The organism is Dyella sedimenti (assembly GCF_022760995.1).
Lineage (GTDB): Bacteria > Pseudomonadota > Gammaproteobacteria > Xanthomonadales > Rhodanobacteraceae > Dyella > Dyella sedimenti.
Genome location: NZ_JAKWJO010000001.1, coordinates 118,880 through 135,404, shown reverse-complemented (window position 1 = coordinate 135,404; position 16,525 = coordinate 118,880). Strand labels below are relative to the sequence as shown.

The following is a 16,525-nucleotide window of genomic DNA, read 5'->3' as shown; positions in this document are numbered from 1 at the left end:
ACGCTCAATCCAGGCCCAGCGTCGGCGTTCGCGTGACGGCGGCCAGGAAAACCCGCACCCTCTCGATAATGTCCTGTCCTGCGGGCAACGGCAGCGGATCGTCCACCACGCGGCCATCGGGCCGATGCACATGGGCGTGGGCATGGACGCCGGGATGCGCGACCGGCGCGGTATCCATCCGCCACAGGGCGCCCTCCCAGCGCCATTCGAACGACCAGGCCACGGATGACAGGATGCGCACCAGCACCTCCATGCCCTGCCGCCCGTGGAGGGCGATGCCATCGTGGTTCAGCGCCATCCGTCCTTGGAACGCCGAGGGCAGCGCGGGACGCAGCGCGGCGGCCAGCGCGGCCAGTTCCGATGCCGGTGCCGGCACGCCCCGTCCGCCATTCGCCAGCTGGCAGCGCCAGGCCAGGATCTCGCGCAGCGCATGCTCCCGCTCGCGCATCAGGTGGATGGCGAGCCAGGCCTCGTAGCCGGGATGCTCGGGCATCTCGCCCTGGCGCACAGCCTCCAGCAATTCGTCCGCATCCACGTATCCCACATCGGCGAGCAGGCGCTTGTGTCCCTCGCGCACGTCGTACATGCGCCGCGAAACGTCGGCGATGGTGGTGGCGGTCTCCGGTTCCATGTGTTCGAAGAAGGCACTCATGGATTTTTCCCCTCACATGTTGGCGTTGCCGCCGGCCGCGCCATCGAGGCGCACCATGTCCGGCGTGATCTGGGTGAAGGCCAGCACCTGGCCACCGTATTGCCGGGCGAAGGCCTCGGCGTCGGCACGCTCGGCGAAACTGGCCAGGGTCGGCCCCATGCTGCCGCTGCGCCGCGAACCGCGCACGTAGTAGGCATGCGTGGCATCGATCCAGTGCTCGTGGGGATGGTTCCAATCCGCCTGGGCCATGTCCTGGGTATAGCTGCCGGCCACGGCGCGCACCTGCTCGGGACGCAGCATGATCGACAGCAGTTCCAGCGTGTCGCAGAAATAGTCCGTGTTGCCGTCCGCATAGCGGATCTGCCCCTTGGGGCCGGGATAATCGGCCAGCAGCATGCCGTCCAGTTCGCAATGGGCGTCGGCGCGCGGCTCGAGCGGGCCAAGGCTATCGGCATGCGGTGCACAGGCCGCCAGCAGCGCGACCAGCGAGAAGGAAAACAGGCGACGCATCGGGTTCATCGGAATCTCCAGAGTGCCAGGCCCAGTGGCGCGACGATCCACGCCGCCATGGCGCCATACAAGGTGGCCGGTGCGTTCCAACCCTGCGCCAGCAGCGTGCCCAGCCCGAACGAGCTGCGCAGCGCGTCGGCGCCGAACACGTTGATCACGCGGAACACATCGGCCGGGTTGAGCAGCAGCGCATAGGGCGCCCACAGCGAGGCGCTGTGCCCCGCCGAGGCCACCAGCACGCCCAGCAGGGTGAGGTCGAACACCAGCACGAAACCGAACCACAGCGCGATCGCCGCGCCGGTGGCGCGGGTGCGGTCGCGGGCCACGGTGGACACCAGCACCGCCATGCTGAGGAAGGCCAGCCCCAGCAGCAGGGCCGTGCCCACGAAGCGCAGGTAGATCGCCACGGCGGCGGCGTCCATGCCCCTGGCCAGCGGCACCAGCGCGGCGCCGAAGCCGATCAGGGTGGCCATCGCCAGCGCCGCCGCCAGGCCGAGGTACTTGCCGACCAGCAGTTCGGCGCGCCGCACCGGCAGCGACAACAGCAGGTCGAGCACGCCACGCTCGCGCTCGCCGACCACCGCGTCGAAACCCAGCAGCAGCGCGATCAGCGGCACCAGATAGATCGCCAGGCTGGTCAGGCTGGCCACCGTGGCGGCCGTGCTGCGCAGGCCGACCACGCCGCTCTGCGCGCCACCGAAATAGGCGATCAGCAAGGCGAAGGCGCCGAACACCACGGCCACCGCCAGCACCCAGCGGTTGCGCAGGCGGTCGCGCCACTCCTTGGCGGCGATCGCCCACACCAGTGGCCACTGCCAGTCGGGTCGCCGGCTCATGCGCGTCGCTCCGCGCCGGCGGCGCGCTGGTGGTACAGGAACACGTCCTCCAGGGTGGGTTCGGCCAGTGCGTAGTCGAGCAACGCATCGGCCAACCCATCCAGCACGCGTAGCACGGCGAGGCGACGCGATGCCGGCACGGCCGCCTGCAGTTGACCGTCGGCCCGGTCCATCGGCTCGAATCCCGCCGCGCGCAGGGCGTCACCGACGCGCCCGCGCGCCTCCTCGCGCGGCATCACCCGCAACTGCGCCGGCAGCGCCGCCACGGCGGTCAGCGCCTGTACGGTGCCCTGCGCCACCAACTGGCCGACAGCCATGATCGCCAGCCGGTCCACGCGCGACTGCACCTCCGCCAGCAGGTGCGAGCTGAGGATGATGGTCGCGCCGCCCTGCTTGAGCTCCTGCAGCACGCCGTAGAAAGCATGGATGGCCTCCGGGTCGAGTCCGTTGGTGGGCTCGTCCAGCAGCAGCAGGCGCGGCTGGCCCAGCAGCGCCTGGGCGAAACCCAGGCGCTGGCGCATGCCCTTGGAATACTCGCGCACGGCGCGCCGCATCGCATGCTCCAGGCCCACCCGCCGCAGCAATCCCTCGCAGGCGGCCGGATCGGCGGACTTCAGGCGCGCAAAGAAGCGCAGCGTTTCCAGTCCACTGAGGTTGTCGTACAACGCGACGTTCTCCGGCAGGTAGCCGATGGCGCGTCGCACCTCGCGCGCCCTGGGGCCGTTCAACGGCTCGCCGAACAGGTGGATATGGCCCTCGTCCGCGCGGAGGATGCCCAGCATCATCTTGAACAACGTGCTCTTGCCCGCACCGTTGTGGCCGGCCAAGCCAAGCGTCTCGCCTGGTTCGCAACGCAGGCTGACGCCATGCACCACCGGGGTGCCACCGTAGCGTTTCACCACGCCTTCGAGTTCAACGACCACTGCGTTCAAGCCACTGGCTCCAATCGGCGTGATGGGGACGCATCGCCGGATGCGCGTCGATGATGGTGGCCACCCGCAACAGCGGGAACTGGCGCGCGGCCAGCCCCAGCGCCTGCAAGGCGGGGCTGCTGTCGAGCAGCTTCACGAAGGGATAGCGCGACACCAGGCGGTCGGTGATCTCGTTCGCCTCGAACGGCACGTCGCCGTAGCCGTCCGCGTCGGCGTCCCAGCCGAGGTAGTTGCTCCAGTAGTTGCCCTCGTGCGTGCCCCAGTGCACGTCGCGCGTAGCCACGTAGCGCACCTGCTCGCCGTTGCCGATGAAGTCGTTGCCGTCCACCTCGTTGTGGTACGAGCCAGCCCACAGGTGCACGCCGACCGCGTTGCCCACCACCAGGTTGTCGCGCAGCGTGACGTATTCGGCGTCGTAGACGAACAGGCCCACGTCGTTGCCGGCCGTCACGTTGCCGCTGACGGTCGAGTCCTGGATGGTGCGCAGCATGATGCCGTGGCTGCTGTTGCCCCAGGCCCTGTTGTTGCGCACGACGATGTCGCGCACCTCCATCAGGGCCAGCCCGCCGATGTTGTGGAAGCTTTCGTTGCCCTCCCACAGATTGTGGTAGGAATTCATGTAGTGCGTGCCGTAGCGCGCGTCGTGGATACGGTTGCCGACGAAGCGCGCATGATGGGACACATCCACGTAGATGCCGTCGCGCACGAAGCTGATGTGGTTGCGCTCGATCGCGGCGCCCTCGGTGTTGTACAGCTCGATGCCGTTGCCGCGCTGCGATGAGAATTTCTCGCGCATGCCGGTGATGAGGTTGTCGGCGATGACGACCTGATTGCTTTTCTCGATCCAAAGGCCGAACAGCACGTGGGCGAAATCGCAATGGCTCACCACGGCGCGGTCCGAGCCGGGCTGGATGTAGATGCCGGCCTGCTGCAATCCCAGGTCATCGCCGCTGTCGCGCACGATCAGCCCGTCGATATGCACGTCCGGCGAGGCCACGCGGATGACGTCGCCATGCCCGCTGCCGCTGATGGTAGGACGGCCGATGCCGACCAGGGCCAGCGGCTTGTCGATGCGCAGGTTTTCCTCGTACATCGCCCGCTCGATCTCGATGACGTCGCCCGGGGCCGCCTGCGCGATGGCCTCGCCGATGCGCTGGCCCGGATGCACGCGCACCGTTGCGGCTCCGACAGGTGCGACGGCGGAGGCAAGCAGGGCGAACATGGCGAGCCGTTTCATTCGACCAGCGTGATCGGAATGAAGTGGCCATCGCGCCCGATCGGCGTAAGCGGCAGGCCGGCCTTCTCGCGGCGCTTGCGCTCCATGCTGAGCGGCGGGCAGGCATGGTCGTCGTGGTACAGCACCAGGCAGTCCAGGCATTGCATGCATTCGGTGGGATCGATACGTCCCTGCGGATCGATCGCCTGCGAACCACAACCCGCGGCGCAGGCCTTGCACGTGCTGCACTCCGCCTTGCGCTTGAGGCCGAACAGGCGCCACCGCGACGGCAATGCCAGCGCGGCACCCAGCGGGCACAGGTATTTGCAGAACGGCCGTTCCATGAACATCGACAGCGCCACCAGCACCGACCAGAACAGCACGAACGGCCAGCTGCGATTCCACACGTGCACCATGAAGGTGGTCTTGAACGGCTCCACCTCCGCCATGCGCTCTGCGAGCGCCATCGAATGGAAGGAGGCGGCAACCAGCACCAGCAGCACCACGTACTTGAGCCAGCGCAGGCGATGATGCCAGCGCGGCGGCAACGCGAACTGCCAGCGCCCCAGGCCAAGACGGCGGGCGCCGCGATAGAGCAGCTCGCTCAACGAACCGTAAGGACACGTCCAGCCGCAGAACACGCCCCGCCCCCACAGCGCGATGGTGATGGCGATGAAGATCCAGAACAGGAAGATCAGCGGATCGCTGAGGAACAGATCCCAGCGCCAGCCGTCGAATGGGGCGTGGATCAGCGTCAGCACCTGCACCACCGAGGGCTGGGCCAGCTCCAGCGTCCCGACGAAGCCCAGCGCCAGCACCCATGCGACCATGTGTGGCCACAGGGTCCAGCGCTTGTCCGTGCGCCGGGCGCGCGCCGCCCAGTGCATGCGCGACGCATAGAACGCGCCCACCGATACCAGTAGCGCAAGGAAGGCGGCGATGGTTCCCTTCTTGGCCGTCCAGGCCTTCACCCAGGCAGGCGTGGGCACCTCGATGGCAGGGCGGCCGCCCTGCAGGTAGCGGGCGGGCGTCCAGTAGGAGGCATTGAAATTGGCGTACTCGGCCGTGCCCTGCTTGCCGGCGTGCTTGGACAGGAAGGCCAGCTTCCACGGATACGCCGCGGAGAACGAGGTGCTGTGCAGGATGAAGATGCCCGACTCCTCGTAGGCGGGGGCGCCGGCGACGTCGAGGTGGTAGAGGTTGCGGTAGTCGGCGTCGGTGAACTGGTAGCTGTCCTCGTCCTGGCTGAGCTGGATGCGGTCGAAGGTGCCACCGCGCACGAAGGCCGAGCCCTTGAACGAGCTACTGCCACCGTTGATCACGAAGAACGCGTGCTCGCCCGGCTTCAGGTCGACCAGAAGGCGCTGGTAACCCGACTCGCCCAGCAACCGCTTGCCCACCGACGGCTCATTGAGATAACCGAACCACAAGTCGACGAAGGGACGCGCGGACGGCGCCTCGCCCACCTGCTCCGGCATCACCTTGAGGTGACCCACGCTGCCCTCGGCGACCAGCCCCGCCCAGTCGGCCGGCGCGGCGGCCCCGGTGAAGCGTGCCTGCGGGCGCTCGACCGCGCGGACCAGGCCCACCTGGCGCGCCACCGCATAGCTGCCGCGCCCCACCATCTGGTTCTCGGCCAGCACGGTGACGGTAGCGCCACTGATGGCTTCCATCGGCACATTGGTGCCATCGGCCCGGCCCAGTTCGAAGTGCGAGCCGGCGGGCTTGCCCACGTACTGCGCCACGTAGTCGACCAGCTTTTCCTCCGGGATCCCGGCCAGCAGGATCGGCTCGCTATGGCGCAGGATGCGCACGCCGGCGATGCGCCCCTGCGCGTCCATGCCCATCAGGGTGACGATGGGCTTGCCCGAGTAGCCGACCACATCCGGCGTGGTATCGGTAGAGAGGAACACGTAACCGACCACTTCGTCATGCCCGTCGCGCCGCCTCAATCCTTCCACGTAGGCCGGCTGGCCCTTGCGCAGCGAGAACCGCTCCGCCTGGGGCAGCACGCTGGCGCAGGGCGCATAGCGGCACAAGTCCGGGCTGGCGAACAGGGCGGCCGGCAGCTCGGCCTCGTACGAGCCCGCGCGCGCCCGGCCACCGGACAGCAGCCACATCATCGCCAGCCCTATGCAAAGCCATCCCGGCCGGTGCCGGCGCGACACCGCCGGACCGGGTCTACGGTTCAAGGCTTGCCCATCCACGGGAGGTCTCCGCTATTGCGCCCGGCTGACCATGTAGTCGACCGCGGACTTCACCTGGTCGTCGCTGAGGCTGGGGTTGCCGCCGTGGGCCGGCATGGCGCCCTTCTCGCCGGTGAAGCCCTGCAACGCATGCGCGTACAGCACATCCTTGCCCTGGGCGATGCGCGGCGCCCAGTCTGCCTTGTTGCCGATCACCGGCGCACCCACCGCGGGGCTGCCGTGGCACATCACGCAGGTGCCCTGGTAGACCTTCTCGCCAGGCGAGGGCGCGGCAGCGGCCGCCGCCGGTGCATCCGCCGCGGGCGTGGGGGCCGGCTGCGCCGCGGCGGCCGGCGCGGACGACGGCTCGGCCTGCGGGGCGCCCTGCTGGCCGGAACCGCACGCGGCGAGCAGCGCGGCCGCCACGATGGCAAGCGGACCGCCTGGATATCGGACTTTCATGGATGGCATTCCCTGATACGGATGTGGGTCCAACCGCGCAGAGAAGCGCATCGTTGGACGACACAGGCATGAGAACAGCGCCTAAGGCAATTCACCTTGACGTGCGTCAGCCCTGTGGCAATCCGCGCGGACGGTTTTTCCCAAAAGGGTGTCGGCGCCTGACCTGCGTCATTCGTCGCCCGGGTGACGCCACCTAGAGTCCCCCATCGTCCGGAACAGACGTGACCAACGAGGGATGCGCACATGAGCGGGAAAGTGACGAACGACGGCTACTCGGCAGCCGACCCAAGCCGAAGGAAATTCCTGGGCACCACGGCCATGGCGGGACTGGCTGGCACGGGCGCCGTGCTCGGCTTGACGGCCTGTGGCGCCCCGTCGCCGACCACCGGCGGCCAGGCGTCGCTGCCGGCGGCCGCGCCGGCGCCCTCCGCCGGGGCGAACCCTTACGAGGTGCCGCCAGGCAAGCTCGACTCCTACTACCTGCTGTCCTCCGGCGGCCATTCCGGCGAGGTGCGCGTCATCGGCTGCCCATCGGGCCGCACCATCAAGCGCGTCCCCGTGTTCAACATCGATCCGATGGTGGGCTGGGGCATCACCAATGAGTCCCGCGCCATCATCGGCACGCGCCCCGATGGCCAGCTCAACTACTGGACCGGCGACACCCACCACGTGCACGGCTCCTACGAGAACGGCACGTACGACGGCAAGTACTTCTACGTCAACGACAAGCTGCACTCGCGCGTGGCCCGCATCCGCGGCGACACCTTCGAGACCGACAAGATCGTGGAGCTGCCCAACGTGCAGGGCCACCACGGCATCTTCCCCGACAAGCGCGACCCGGTGGACGCCTCGATCAACCACACCACGCGCGTGTTCGCCGGTGCCGAGTTCCACATCCCGCTGCCCAACGACGGCCGCGACCTGAACTCGCCGGAGAAGTACGGCTGCCTGTTCTCCTGCATCGACGCGCACACCATGGAAGTGCGCTGGCAATGCCGCATCGACGGCAACATGGACCTGGTGGCCACCAGCTACGATGGCAAGTTCGCCGCCTCCAACCAGTACAACACCGAGAACGCGGTCCACTACGAGGACATGATGTCCGCCGAGCAGGACGCCTGCGTGTTCTTCCACATCGCGCGCATCGAGCAGGCCATCGCGGCCGGCAAGGCCACCACCATCGGCACGTCCAAGGTGCCGGTGGTGGACGGCCGCAAGGAGGCCAACGCCGATCCCAGGACCGCGCTGACCTGCTACGTGCCGATCCCCAAGAACCCGCACGGCGTGAACGCCAGCCCGGACGGCAAGTACTTCGTCTGCTCGGGCAAGCTCTCGCCCACCTGCTCGGTGATCGACCTGTCACTGATCGAGAAGTGGTTCGACGGCGAGCTGGCCAAGCCGCGCGACACCGTGGTGGCCGAGCCCAACATCGGCCTGGGGCCGCTGCACACGGGCTTCGACGGTCGCGGCAACGCGTACACCACGCTGTTCCTGGACAGCAAGATCGCCAAGTGGAGCATCGAGGCCGCCATCGCCCAGTTCAAGGGCGACGCCAACGCCAAGGTGCTGCTGGACGCCATCGACGTGCAGTACCAGCCGGGCCATGGCTTCGCCTCGATGGGCGAGACCAAGGAGGCCGACGGCAAGTTCTACAACTCCGGCAACAAGTTCTCCAAGGACCGTTTCCTGCCGGTGGGCCCGCTGCACGTGGAGACCGAGCAGCTGATCGACATCTCCGGCGACAAGATGAAGCTGATCGCCGACCACTCCGCCTATTCCGAGCCGCACGACGGCATCATCATTCGCGCCGATGTCGTCAAGACGCGTCAGATCTACGACCTGGACGAGTTCCCCAACGCGGTGAAGACCAAGGAAGAGAGCACGGTCGAGCGCAACGGCAACAAGGTGCACATCCGGCTGATCTCGCAGGCGCCGGCGTTCTCCATGCGCGAGTTCACCGTGAAGAAGGGCGACATCGTCACCATCACCCTGACCAACCACGACAAGGTGGAGGACCTCACCCACGGCTTCGGCATTCCCAAGTACAACATCGCCTTCATCGTCAACCCGCAGGAGACCAAGTCGGTCACCTTCGTGGCCGACAAGCCGGGCGTGTTCTGGTGCTATTGCCTGCACTTCTGCCACGCGCTGCACCTGGAGATGCGCTCGCGGCTGATCGTGGAAGGCTGACGCCTGCCACCACCAGGTGCCGCCCCGGCGGCACCCCTCCCTTTCCGCGGCGGGCACATCCCGTGCCCGCCCGCTCCCTGGAGCATCGATGCAGGCCCGCCCGCTCACCCTGGCGATCCGCGCGGCGGCGGTGCTGGCGGTCATCGCGCTGCTCGCCGGCACGCTGCTGTGGCTGCGCCCGCTCCAGCCCATGCAGGGCGAATACCTGGTGTTCGGCACGCGCGCGCGCATCGAGCTGCGCACGCGCGACCGCGACGATGCCGATGCGGCCCTGCAGGACATCGGCCGCCTGTTCGTGCACGACCATCGCACCTGGCATCCCTGGGAACCGAGCGAGCTGACCCGGCTCAACGATGCACTCGCGCGCGGACAGTCCTACCGCGTGCCACCCGACCTCGCCGATCTGGTCCGCCGGGCCAAGACCGGCTATGCCCAGACTGACGGACTGTTCAATGCCGCCGCGGGGCGGCTGATCGGCGCCTGGGGCTTCCATACCAGCCGCTATCCGGTGCAGACGCCCGCCCCTTCGGACGACACCCTGAAGGCATGGCTCGTGGCGCATCCCGGCATGGACGACGTGCGCATCGCCGACGACGGCACCATCAATGCCACCAATCCGGCCGTAGCGCTGGACATCAACGGCTTGTCCGAGGGCTACGCCTCCGCCCAGGTCAGCCAGTTGCTGGCGCGGCATGGCATCCACGACGCCCTGGTCTACCTGGGTGGCTTCGTGATGGCGCTCGGCCATGACAACCATGGCCGTCCCTGGCACGTCGGCGTGGGCAAGCCCGGCGGCCTGCTCGGCAGCATCGACCTGGCCGACGGCGAGGCGCTCGCCTCCTCGGGCGACTACCAGCGCCACCGCGTCGAGGCGGCCGACCTCGGTCACATCGTCGATACCCGCACCGGCCGGCCGCAACGGGCCAGCGCCGCCGCCAGCGTGCTCAGCGACGCCCCGGTGTTCGCGGACATCGCCGCCACCGCCCTGATGGTGGCCGGACCGGAAGGCTTCGCGCGGCTGGCCGGCCATATGCAGCTCAATTGCGCCGTGCTGGTGGGCCACGACGGCCGGATCTACATCACGCCGGGCATGCTGGCCCGGCTGCACGCCGACCTGCCCGCCGGCTCGCTCAGCCTCATCCCGCGGGCGTCGCTCGACTGCCGCCGCGGGGCCGCCGGGCCGGAACCCGCGGCGGTGCTGCCCGCCGGCCTCTAGGGATGCTCCGGTCGACTAGCACCGGCGGCAGCGGATCACGGCCACCGCTTGCGGCCCGTCACGTTCCGCCATGCCGGGACTTCCGCCGCACGGCCTCCCCCGTCCAGCCGATGGCGGGCCTGCGGGAAGCGACATACACTCGGTCCATTCCGGGGGGAACTGACAGGGTCTGTCATGGATGTCGAACAGCAGGGTCGACGCCAGCCATTCGTGTCCGAGCGGGACCTCCGTCCCGACCATGCTGGCTGGGCGCCGCGCGCGCGCCGGCTGATCGAGGAAGTCCACGCGCTGTGCACCAGCTGGCTGGAGGCGCCCCTGCGCGCCTGCCTGTCCGACGCCGAGCAGCGCCTGTACGCGCAGGCCGAGCGTTCCCGCAACCACTTGGAACAGCAGCAATGCCTGTATAGCCGCCAGCTGATGCAGCAGCAGCGCGGGACGGTGGAGCGGCGCTTCCTGCAGGGCTTGCGCGAGCATTTCAGCCGGCTCGGCGTTCCCGTCGCGGCGCCGGACGATACCGACACGGCGCGGCGCCCGCTGGCGCTGCTGGAACAGACCGAGCACGAGCAGGCCGTGGCGCTGGACAAGCTGGTCGCGCGCGGCGAGGCCCGCCTGGGTCCCCCGCTGTTTGAGCTGGGCTACCGTTTCGCGGTCCTGGTGAGCCAGCCGCCACTGGAAGGCGAAGCGCTGCCGCTGGGCCCGCAAGCGCTGGCGGTCTCCTTCCGCGATGCCTGCGCGCCGCTGGAGCTGCCGGTGGAGCATCGCCTGCTGGCCCTGCAGAGTTTCGACGGCATGGTCGTGCAGGCGCTGGGCACGCTTTACGACACGGTCAACGAACACCTGCGCGCGGACGGCATCCTGCCGCAGCTGCGCGCCTTTCCCGCGCCGCCCCGGATCCATGGCGAACGGCCGGCCCGCGGCGCGGCGGCGGAACCGGCCACCCCGGCCTTCGCGCGCCATGCGCCGGCCGCCGCCGCGGAAACGGCCCCCGCGCGCAGCGACAACATCGCGGTGCTGGACAGCCTGCGCGAATTGCTGGCCCAACATCGCGCCGGCCAGGGCGCGCTGAACTACCAGCCCGACGGACGGGCCGCCTCGGCGGAAGAACTGCAGCTGGCGCTGGACGCCCTGCAGTTGCACGTCAGCGACGTGACCGACCAGGCCCGGCGCGAGCTGCTCAGCGCCCAGGCCCTGCGCGAGGAACTGCTCGCCCAGCTCAACGCCGGCAAGCCAGCCGGCGCCGCGCCGATGCGCCTGAGCGACGAACAGGGCGACACGGTGGAACTGGTGGCCATGCTGTTCGACCAGTTGAGCCAGCAACTGCATCGCAAGGGCAACGCGCACTCGCTGCTGGGCGACCTGCAGCTGCCGCTGCTGCGCATGGCGGTAGCCGACGAGGGTTTCTTCAACCAGCGCGAGCATCCCGCGCGCAAGCTGCTGGGCATGGTCACCGAGGCCGCCAACGACTGGCTGGACGGCCCAGACGGCGCAGGCGACCGCACGCTCGCCGCCAAGCTCAACCAGTTGGTGGACCGCGCGCGGCGCGAACCGCCCAGCACCGGCCTCTACACCAGCCTGCTGGCCGACATCGAGCATCACCTGACCCTGCTTAACCGCAAGGCGCAGATCGCCGAGCGCCGCCAGGTGGAGGCGATGCAGGGCCGCGAACGGCTGGAGCAGGCACGCCGCCGCGCGGCCGCGCTGATGGCCGGGCGCTTCGAGCGCTGCCACCCGCGCGGCCTGCTGCGCACCCTGCTGGAGCGCGCCTGGTCCGATGTGCTGGCCCTGACCCTGCTGCGCCACGGCGAGGACAGCGAAGCCTTCGCCCTGCGCCTGCGCGTCACCGACCAGTTGCTCGGCCAGTTGCCCGTGCCCGATCGCCCCCTGCTGCAGGCGGAGGTCGAATCGGGCCTGCAGCAGATCGGCATGCACGCGGAAGAAGCCGTGCAGGTGGCACAACGCCTGCTGGGCATTCCCGCCGCCGCGCCGGTGGCCCAGGAAGGCGCCACGGCCACCGAGCTGGCGCTCAGGCTCAAGCAGCATCAGCGCCTGGGCGAGCACGCCGCGCCGGAGCCGCCGGCGCCCGCCACGACGCCGGCTCCGCCGCCGCCGGCACCCGAATCGCCGGAACGGCGAATCCACCAGCGCCTGCGGCAGCTGCCGTTCGGCGCCTGGTTCGAATTCATCGACCCCGGCAACGGCAACGTCACCCAGCGCAAGCTGGCATGGTACTCGCCGGTCACGGGCAACAGCCTGTTCGTCACCCGGCGCGGCTTGCGCAGCGAGGAGATGACGCTGGAACAGCTGGCGCACGAGATGGCCTGCGGCCGCGTACGCGAAATGCCGCAGGTGCGCGAGAACCTGCTCGACCGCGCCTGGCAGGCCCTGGCCCATCACCTGCGCCCTGTCACCCGCGCGCCTGCGGTGCCCGTACGCCATGGAGCCTGACGTGACCGAGAACATCGCCTCCATCGACCAGCGCCGCGCCCTGCGCAAGCACGCCAACTTCACCGCGGTGGTCACCGATGTCATCAGTGGCCAGCCCATCGGCCACCTCGGCAACCTCTCGGCCAACGGCATGCTGCTGATCAGCGCGCAACCGCCGCGCGCCGAGGCGATCTACCAGGTGAGCCTCTCCCTGCCCGGCCTGGGCAGTGCGCCGCAGGTCATCGAGGTCGGCATCCAGGAACAATGGCACGAGGCGGCGGCCAGCCCGGGCCAGGTCTGGGCCGGCTACCGCATCGTGGCCATCGACGACCGGGACGCCGCGCTGCTGGATGCGTGGCTGGAGCAGCCGGGGCAGGGTTGATTCCGCGAGGTCGCGCTTCCCGTCTCCGGAAGTGGGGCGGCTGGCAACCCTGGGGCCCGCGCGCCATCATGTATGACCTCTTCTTCCCCCCTGCCCGACGCAGCATGCGCCGCAGGATCGTACGGAGCCGCCATGCACGATCGTCTCGCCTCGCTCTATCCCCAACACCTGGCCACCCTGCGCGAACGCGCCGACAAGGCGCTCGCCGTGGGCGGATTCGATCACTTGGTGATCGCGGCGGGCACGCCGCTGCGCAAGTTCCTCGACGACCAGGACTACCCCTTCGTTGCCAATCCGCATTTCCGCCACTGGCTGCCGCTGACCGGCACCCCGGGCAGCTGGATCGTCTACACGCCCGGCCACAAGCCCCGGCTGGTGTTCCTGCAGCCCGAGGACTACTGGCACGTGGTGCCCGCCGCGCCCAGCGGCTACTGGGTGGAGCACTTCGACATCGAGATCGTGCGCGACGCCGCCGATGCGGTGGCGCTGCTGCCCGGCGCCAGCGCCCGCCGCGCCATCATCGGCCCCGAATGCCCGGCGGTGCCGGGCGCCGAGGCCAACAACCCGCAGGCGGTGATGGATTACCTGCACTGGCACCGCTCCTACAAGACGCCCTACGAACTGGAACTGATGCGCGAGGCCAGCCGTATCGGCGCACGCGCCCACCGCGCCGCCGAGCAGGCCTTCCGCGCGGGCGAGAGCGAGTTCGGCATCCACATGGCCTACCTCACCACGGCGCGCCAGATCGATGCGGAACTTCCCTACGCCAGCATCGTGGGCCTCAACGAGCACGGCGCGGTGCTGCACTACACGCATTTCGACCGCAAGGCGCCGGCGCAGAGCCGCTCCTTCCTGATCGATGCCGGCGCCAGCGCGGCCGGCTACGCCAGCGACATCACGCGGACCTACGCCGCCTACGGCCATGCCGAGTTCCAGGCCCTGGTCGACAGCATGGAAGCGGCCCAGCAGGGCTTCGCGGCCAAGGTGCGCGCCGGCCAGAGCTATCCGGAACTGCACATCCATGCGCACCACGTGCTGGCCAACGTGCTGCACGAGCACGGCATCATCCGCATGAGCGCGGAAAGCGCGGTGGCTTCGGGCGTCACCGCCGCGTTCTTCCCGCACGGCCTGGGCCATCCGATCGGCCTGCAGGTGCACGACGTGGCGGGCTTCCAGCAGGGCGAGCACGGCGGCACCATCGCCCGCCCGCCGGGCCATCCCTACCTGCGCATGACCCGCGTGCTGGAACCGGACATGGTGGTGACCATCGAGCCGGGCCTGTACTTCATCGACATGCTGCTGGAAGAACTGCGCGACACGCCGGCGGCGGCCGACATCGACTGGGCCAGGGTGGACTTCTTCCGTCCCTACGGCGGCATCCGCATCGAGGACGACGTGGTCTGCACCCACGGCGCGCCGGAAAACCTGACCCGCGATGCGTTCGCGCTGACCTGATCCCGGGAGGGCGCCGAGGGCTTGTTCAACCTCTCGGCATGGCCACGGAGCTCCCTCCCCAACCCTCTCCTGCACGGCAGGGGAGGGGCAGCCTGGGCACGCCGGGATGGTTTGGGCCGGCCCCATCCCGCAGAAACGGCACCCGTCGCGCCAGCCCTTGCGGCCATCCGCCGCTGCGGCAACCCTCCGCACGACAACTTCACGCCGGTTGCGTATGCTCGCCCCAGGTAGAGCAAGGGGCTTGTCGCATGTCCATGCCGTCCGTCAATCCGGTGCGCGTCGAGTTGTCGCGGCGCCCCCTACGCCGGCTGGCGGGCGAACTGGTCCTGCTGGTGCTCGCCAAGCTCGTGCTGCTCACCCTGATCTGGTGGGTGGCCACGGCCCACTACGCACGCCCCGACACCCGTCCAGCCACGATCGAGCACCTGCTCGCGCCGGCCTCCGCTTCCACTTCTCCGCACACGGACAGCCCATGATCATCGATCCCGATGTCGTCACGCTCTCGCGTCTGCAGTTCGCGCTGACCGCGCTTTACCACTTCCTGTTCGTGCCGCTCACCCTGGGCATCGTGTGGATCCTCGCCATCATGGAGAGCGTCTACGTGATGACCGGGCGCGAGGTCTGGAAGCGCATGGTGCAGTTCTGGGGCGTGCTGTTCGGCATCAACTTCGCCATGGGCGTCGCCACCGGCGTCACCATGGAATTCCAGTTCGGCATGAACTGGGCCTACTACGCCCACTACGTCGGCGACGTGTTCGGCACGCCGCTGGCCATCGAGGGCCTGATGGCGTTCTTCCTCGAGGCCACCCTGGTCGGGCTGTTCTTCGTGGGCTGGGACCGCATCTCGCGCGTGGCGCACCTGCTGGTGACCTGGTTCCTCGCGCTTGCCACCAGCCTCTCGGCGCTGTGGATCCTCGTCGCCAACGGCTGGATGCAGAACCCGGTCGGCTCGGCCTTCAACGCGGACACCATGCGCATGGAGGTCACCTCCTTCGCCGACGTGCTGTTCAACCCGGTGGCCCAGGCCAAGTTCGTGCACACGGTGAGCGCGGGCTACGTGCTCGGCTCGATGTTCGTGCTGTCGATCAGCGCCTGGTACCTGCTGCGCGGCCGCAACGTGGACTTCGCCAAGCGCTCGATGACGGTGGCGGCCAGCTTCGGCCTCGCCGCCGCGCTGTCGGTGGTGGTGTTGGGCGACGAATCCGGCTACGCGGTGTCGGAAAACCAGAAGATGAAGATGGCCGCGATCGAGGCCATGTGGGAGACCGAGCCGGCGCCGGCCTCGTTCACCCTGTTCGGCATCCCCGACGTGGAGAACCACACCACCCACTACGCCCTGCGCATTCCCTGGGTGATGGGCCTGATCGGCACGCGCTCGATCGACAAGCCGATCCCCGGCATCGCCAACCTGGTGGAGGACGCCAAGGGCCGCATCAACAACGGCATCCTGGCCTACGACGCCATGCTGGTGCTGCGCCAGGACAAGGACAACGCGCAGGCCAAGGCCATTCTCGCCGCGCACGACAAGGACATGGGCTATGCGCTGCTGCTCAAGCGTTTCATGGATGACCCGCGCCAGGCCACGCCGGCGGATATCCAGAAGGCCGCCGACAGCACCATCCCCAACGTGCCGGTGCTGTTCTGGGCGTTCCGCCTGATGGTGGCCTGCGGCTTCTACTTCATCGCGCTGTTCGCCGTGGTGTTCTGGCAGGCCAGCAAGCGCCAGTTGGACAAGCGCCGCTGGCTGCTCAAGCTGGCGCTGTGGAGCCTGCCGCTGCCCTGGCTCGCCGCCGAACTGGGCTGGGTCGTGGCCGAGTACGGCCGCCAGCCCTGGGCCATCGAGGGCGTGTTGCCCACCGCGCTGGGCGTATCCAGCGTGACGGCGGGCCAGGTATGGACCTCGCTGGGCGGCTTCGTGCTGTTCTACAGCGCCCTGGCGGTCGTCGACGCGGTGCTGATGGTGAAGTACGCCAGGAAGGGACCGGATGGCCTGGGGCTGTGGCCGCCGGCCGAACCCGAACCGCCCGTCGCCACTGTCGCCGCCCACGCGGGCGTCTGAGGAGC

Annotated in this window: 14 protein-coding genes; 7 read left to right on the top strand and 7 right to left on the bottom strand. The window is 69.1% G+C overall.

Going from position 1 to position 16,525, the window contains the following annotated elements; all coding sequences use genetic code 11:
• Positions 1 to 4: 4 nt before the first annotated feature.
• From MJ605_RS00655 to MJ605_RS00625, 7 genes are read right to left on the bottom strand one after another with little or no spacing between them, the layout of a single operon-like run.
• Entirely contained in the window at positions 5 to 652 is a 648-nt protein-coding gene (locus MJ605_RS00655; RefSeq protein ID WP_243038885.1) for a hypothetical protein, read from the bottom strand.
• Positions 653 to 664: 12 nt separating this feature from the next.
• Complete coding sequence (locus tag MJ605_RS00650; protein WP_243038877.1) at positions 665 to 1,171, bottom strand: nitrous oxide reductase accessory protein NosL; 507 nt, start codon at positions 1,169 to 1,171, stop codon at positions 665 to 667.
• A complete protein-coding gene (locus tag MJ605_RS00645) occupies positions 1,168 to 1,998 on the bottom strand; it encodes an ABC transporter permease (RefSeq protein ID WP_243038875.1) in 831 nt (276 codons plus the stop codon). The genes MJ605_RS00650 and MJ605_RS00645 overlap by 4 nt, the downstream gene beginning before the upstream one ends.
• Positions 1,995 to 2,921, bottom strand: coding sequence for an ABC transporter ATP-binding protein (locus MJ605_RS00640; RefSeq protein ID WP_243039990.1), 927 nt, complete (start codon positions 2,919 to 2,921; stop codon positions 1,995 to 1,997). Before MJ605_RS00640 ends, MJ605_RS00645 begins: the two co-directional genes overlap by 4 nt.
• Positions 2,911 to 4,167, bottom strand: coding sequence for a nitrous oxide reductase family maturation protein NosD (locus tag MJ605_RS00635; protein ID WP_243038873.1), 1,257 nt, complete (start codon positions 4,165 to 4,167; stop codon positions 2,911 to 2,913). Before MJ605_RS00635 ends, MJ605_RS00640 begins: the two co-directional genes overlap by 11 nt.
• A complete protein-coding gene (locus tag MJ605_RS00630) occupies positions 4,164 to 6,338 on the bottom strand; it encodes a 4Fe-4S binding protein (protein ID WP_243038871.1) in 2,175 nt (724 codons plus the stop codon). The genes MJ605_RS00635 and MJ605_RS00630 overlap by 4 nt, the downstream gene beginning before the upstream one ends.
• Before the next feature lie 27 nt (positions 6,339 to 6,365).
• Positions 6,366 to 6,794, bottom strand: a complete 429-nt coding sequence (locus MJ605_RS00625) for a c-type cytochrome (RefSeq protein WP_243038869.1) — start codon at positions 6,792 to 6,794, stop codon at positions 6,366 to 6,368.
• A 243-nt stretch (positions 6,795 to 7,037) separates the two neighbouring features.
• On the opposite strand from MJ605_RS00625, the gene nosZ reads away from it, so the two are divergent.
• The 7 genes from nosZ (at position 7,038) to MJ605_RS00590 (ending at position 16,520) form a co-directional block, all read left to right on the top strand.
• A complete protein-coding gene (gene nosZ, locus MJ605_RS00620; RefSeq protein WP_243038867.1) occupies positions 7,038 to 8,984 on the top strand; it encodes a TAT-dependent nitrous-oxide reductase in 1,947 nt (648 codons plus the stop codon).
• Between the two features lie 88 nt (positions 8,985 to 9,072).
• Entirely contained in the window at positions 9,073 to 10,200 is a 1,128-nt protein-coding gene (locus MJ605_RS00615) for an FAD:protein FMN transferase (RefSeq protein WP_243038865.1), read from the top strand.
• Positions 10,201 to 10,374: 174 nt separating this feature from the next.
• Positions 10,375 to 12,645, top strand: coding sequence for a DUF1631 family protein (locus tag MJ605_RS00610; protein WP_243038849.1), 2,271 nt, complete (start codon positions 10,375 to 10,377; stop codon positions 12,643 to 12,645).
• A gap of 1 nt (position 12,646) precedes the next feature.
• The gene (locus MJ605_RS00605; protein ID WP_243038847.1) at positions 12,647 to 13,006 is read left to right on the top strand and encodes a PilZ domain-containing protein; all 360 of its coding nucleotides are present in this window, start codon (positions 12,647 to 12,649) and stop codon (positions 13,004 to 13,006) included.
• Positions 13,007 to 13,138: 132 nt separating this feature from the next.
• Complete coding sequence (pepQ, locus tag MJ605_RS00600) at positions 13,139 to 14,461, top strand: Xaa-Pro dipeptidase (protein WP_243038845.1); 1,323 nt, start codon at positions 13,139 to 13,141, stop codon at positions 14,459 to 14,461.
• Positions 14,462 to 14,709: 248 nt separating this feature from the next.
• Positions 14,710 to 14,937 carry a cytochrome oxidase putative small subunit CydP gene (cydP, locus tag MJ605_RS00595; protein WP_243038843.1) on the top strand — a complete coding sequence of 76 codons (228 nt, stop codon included), beginning with the start codon at positions 14,710 to 14,712 and terminating at the stop codon, positions 14,935 to 14,937.
• Positions 14,937 to 16,520 (top strand): cytochrome ubiquinol oxidase subunit I, encoded by a 1,584-nt coding sequence (locus MJ605_RS00590; protein ID WP_243039989.1) that lies wholly within the window; start codon positions 14,937 to 14,939, stop codon positions 16,518 to 16,520. The genes cydP and MJ605_RS00590 overlap by 1 nt, the downstream gene beginning before the upstream one ends.
• Positions 16,521 to 16,525 lie beyond the last annotated feature (5 nt).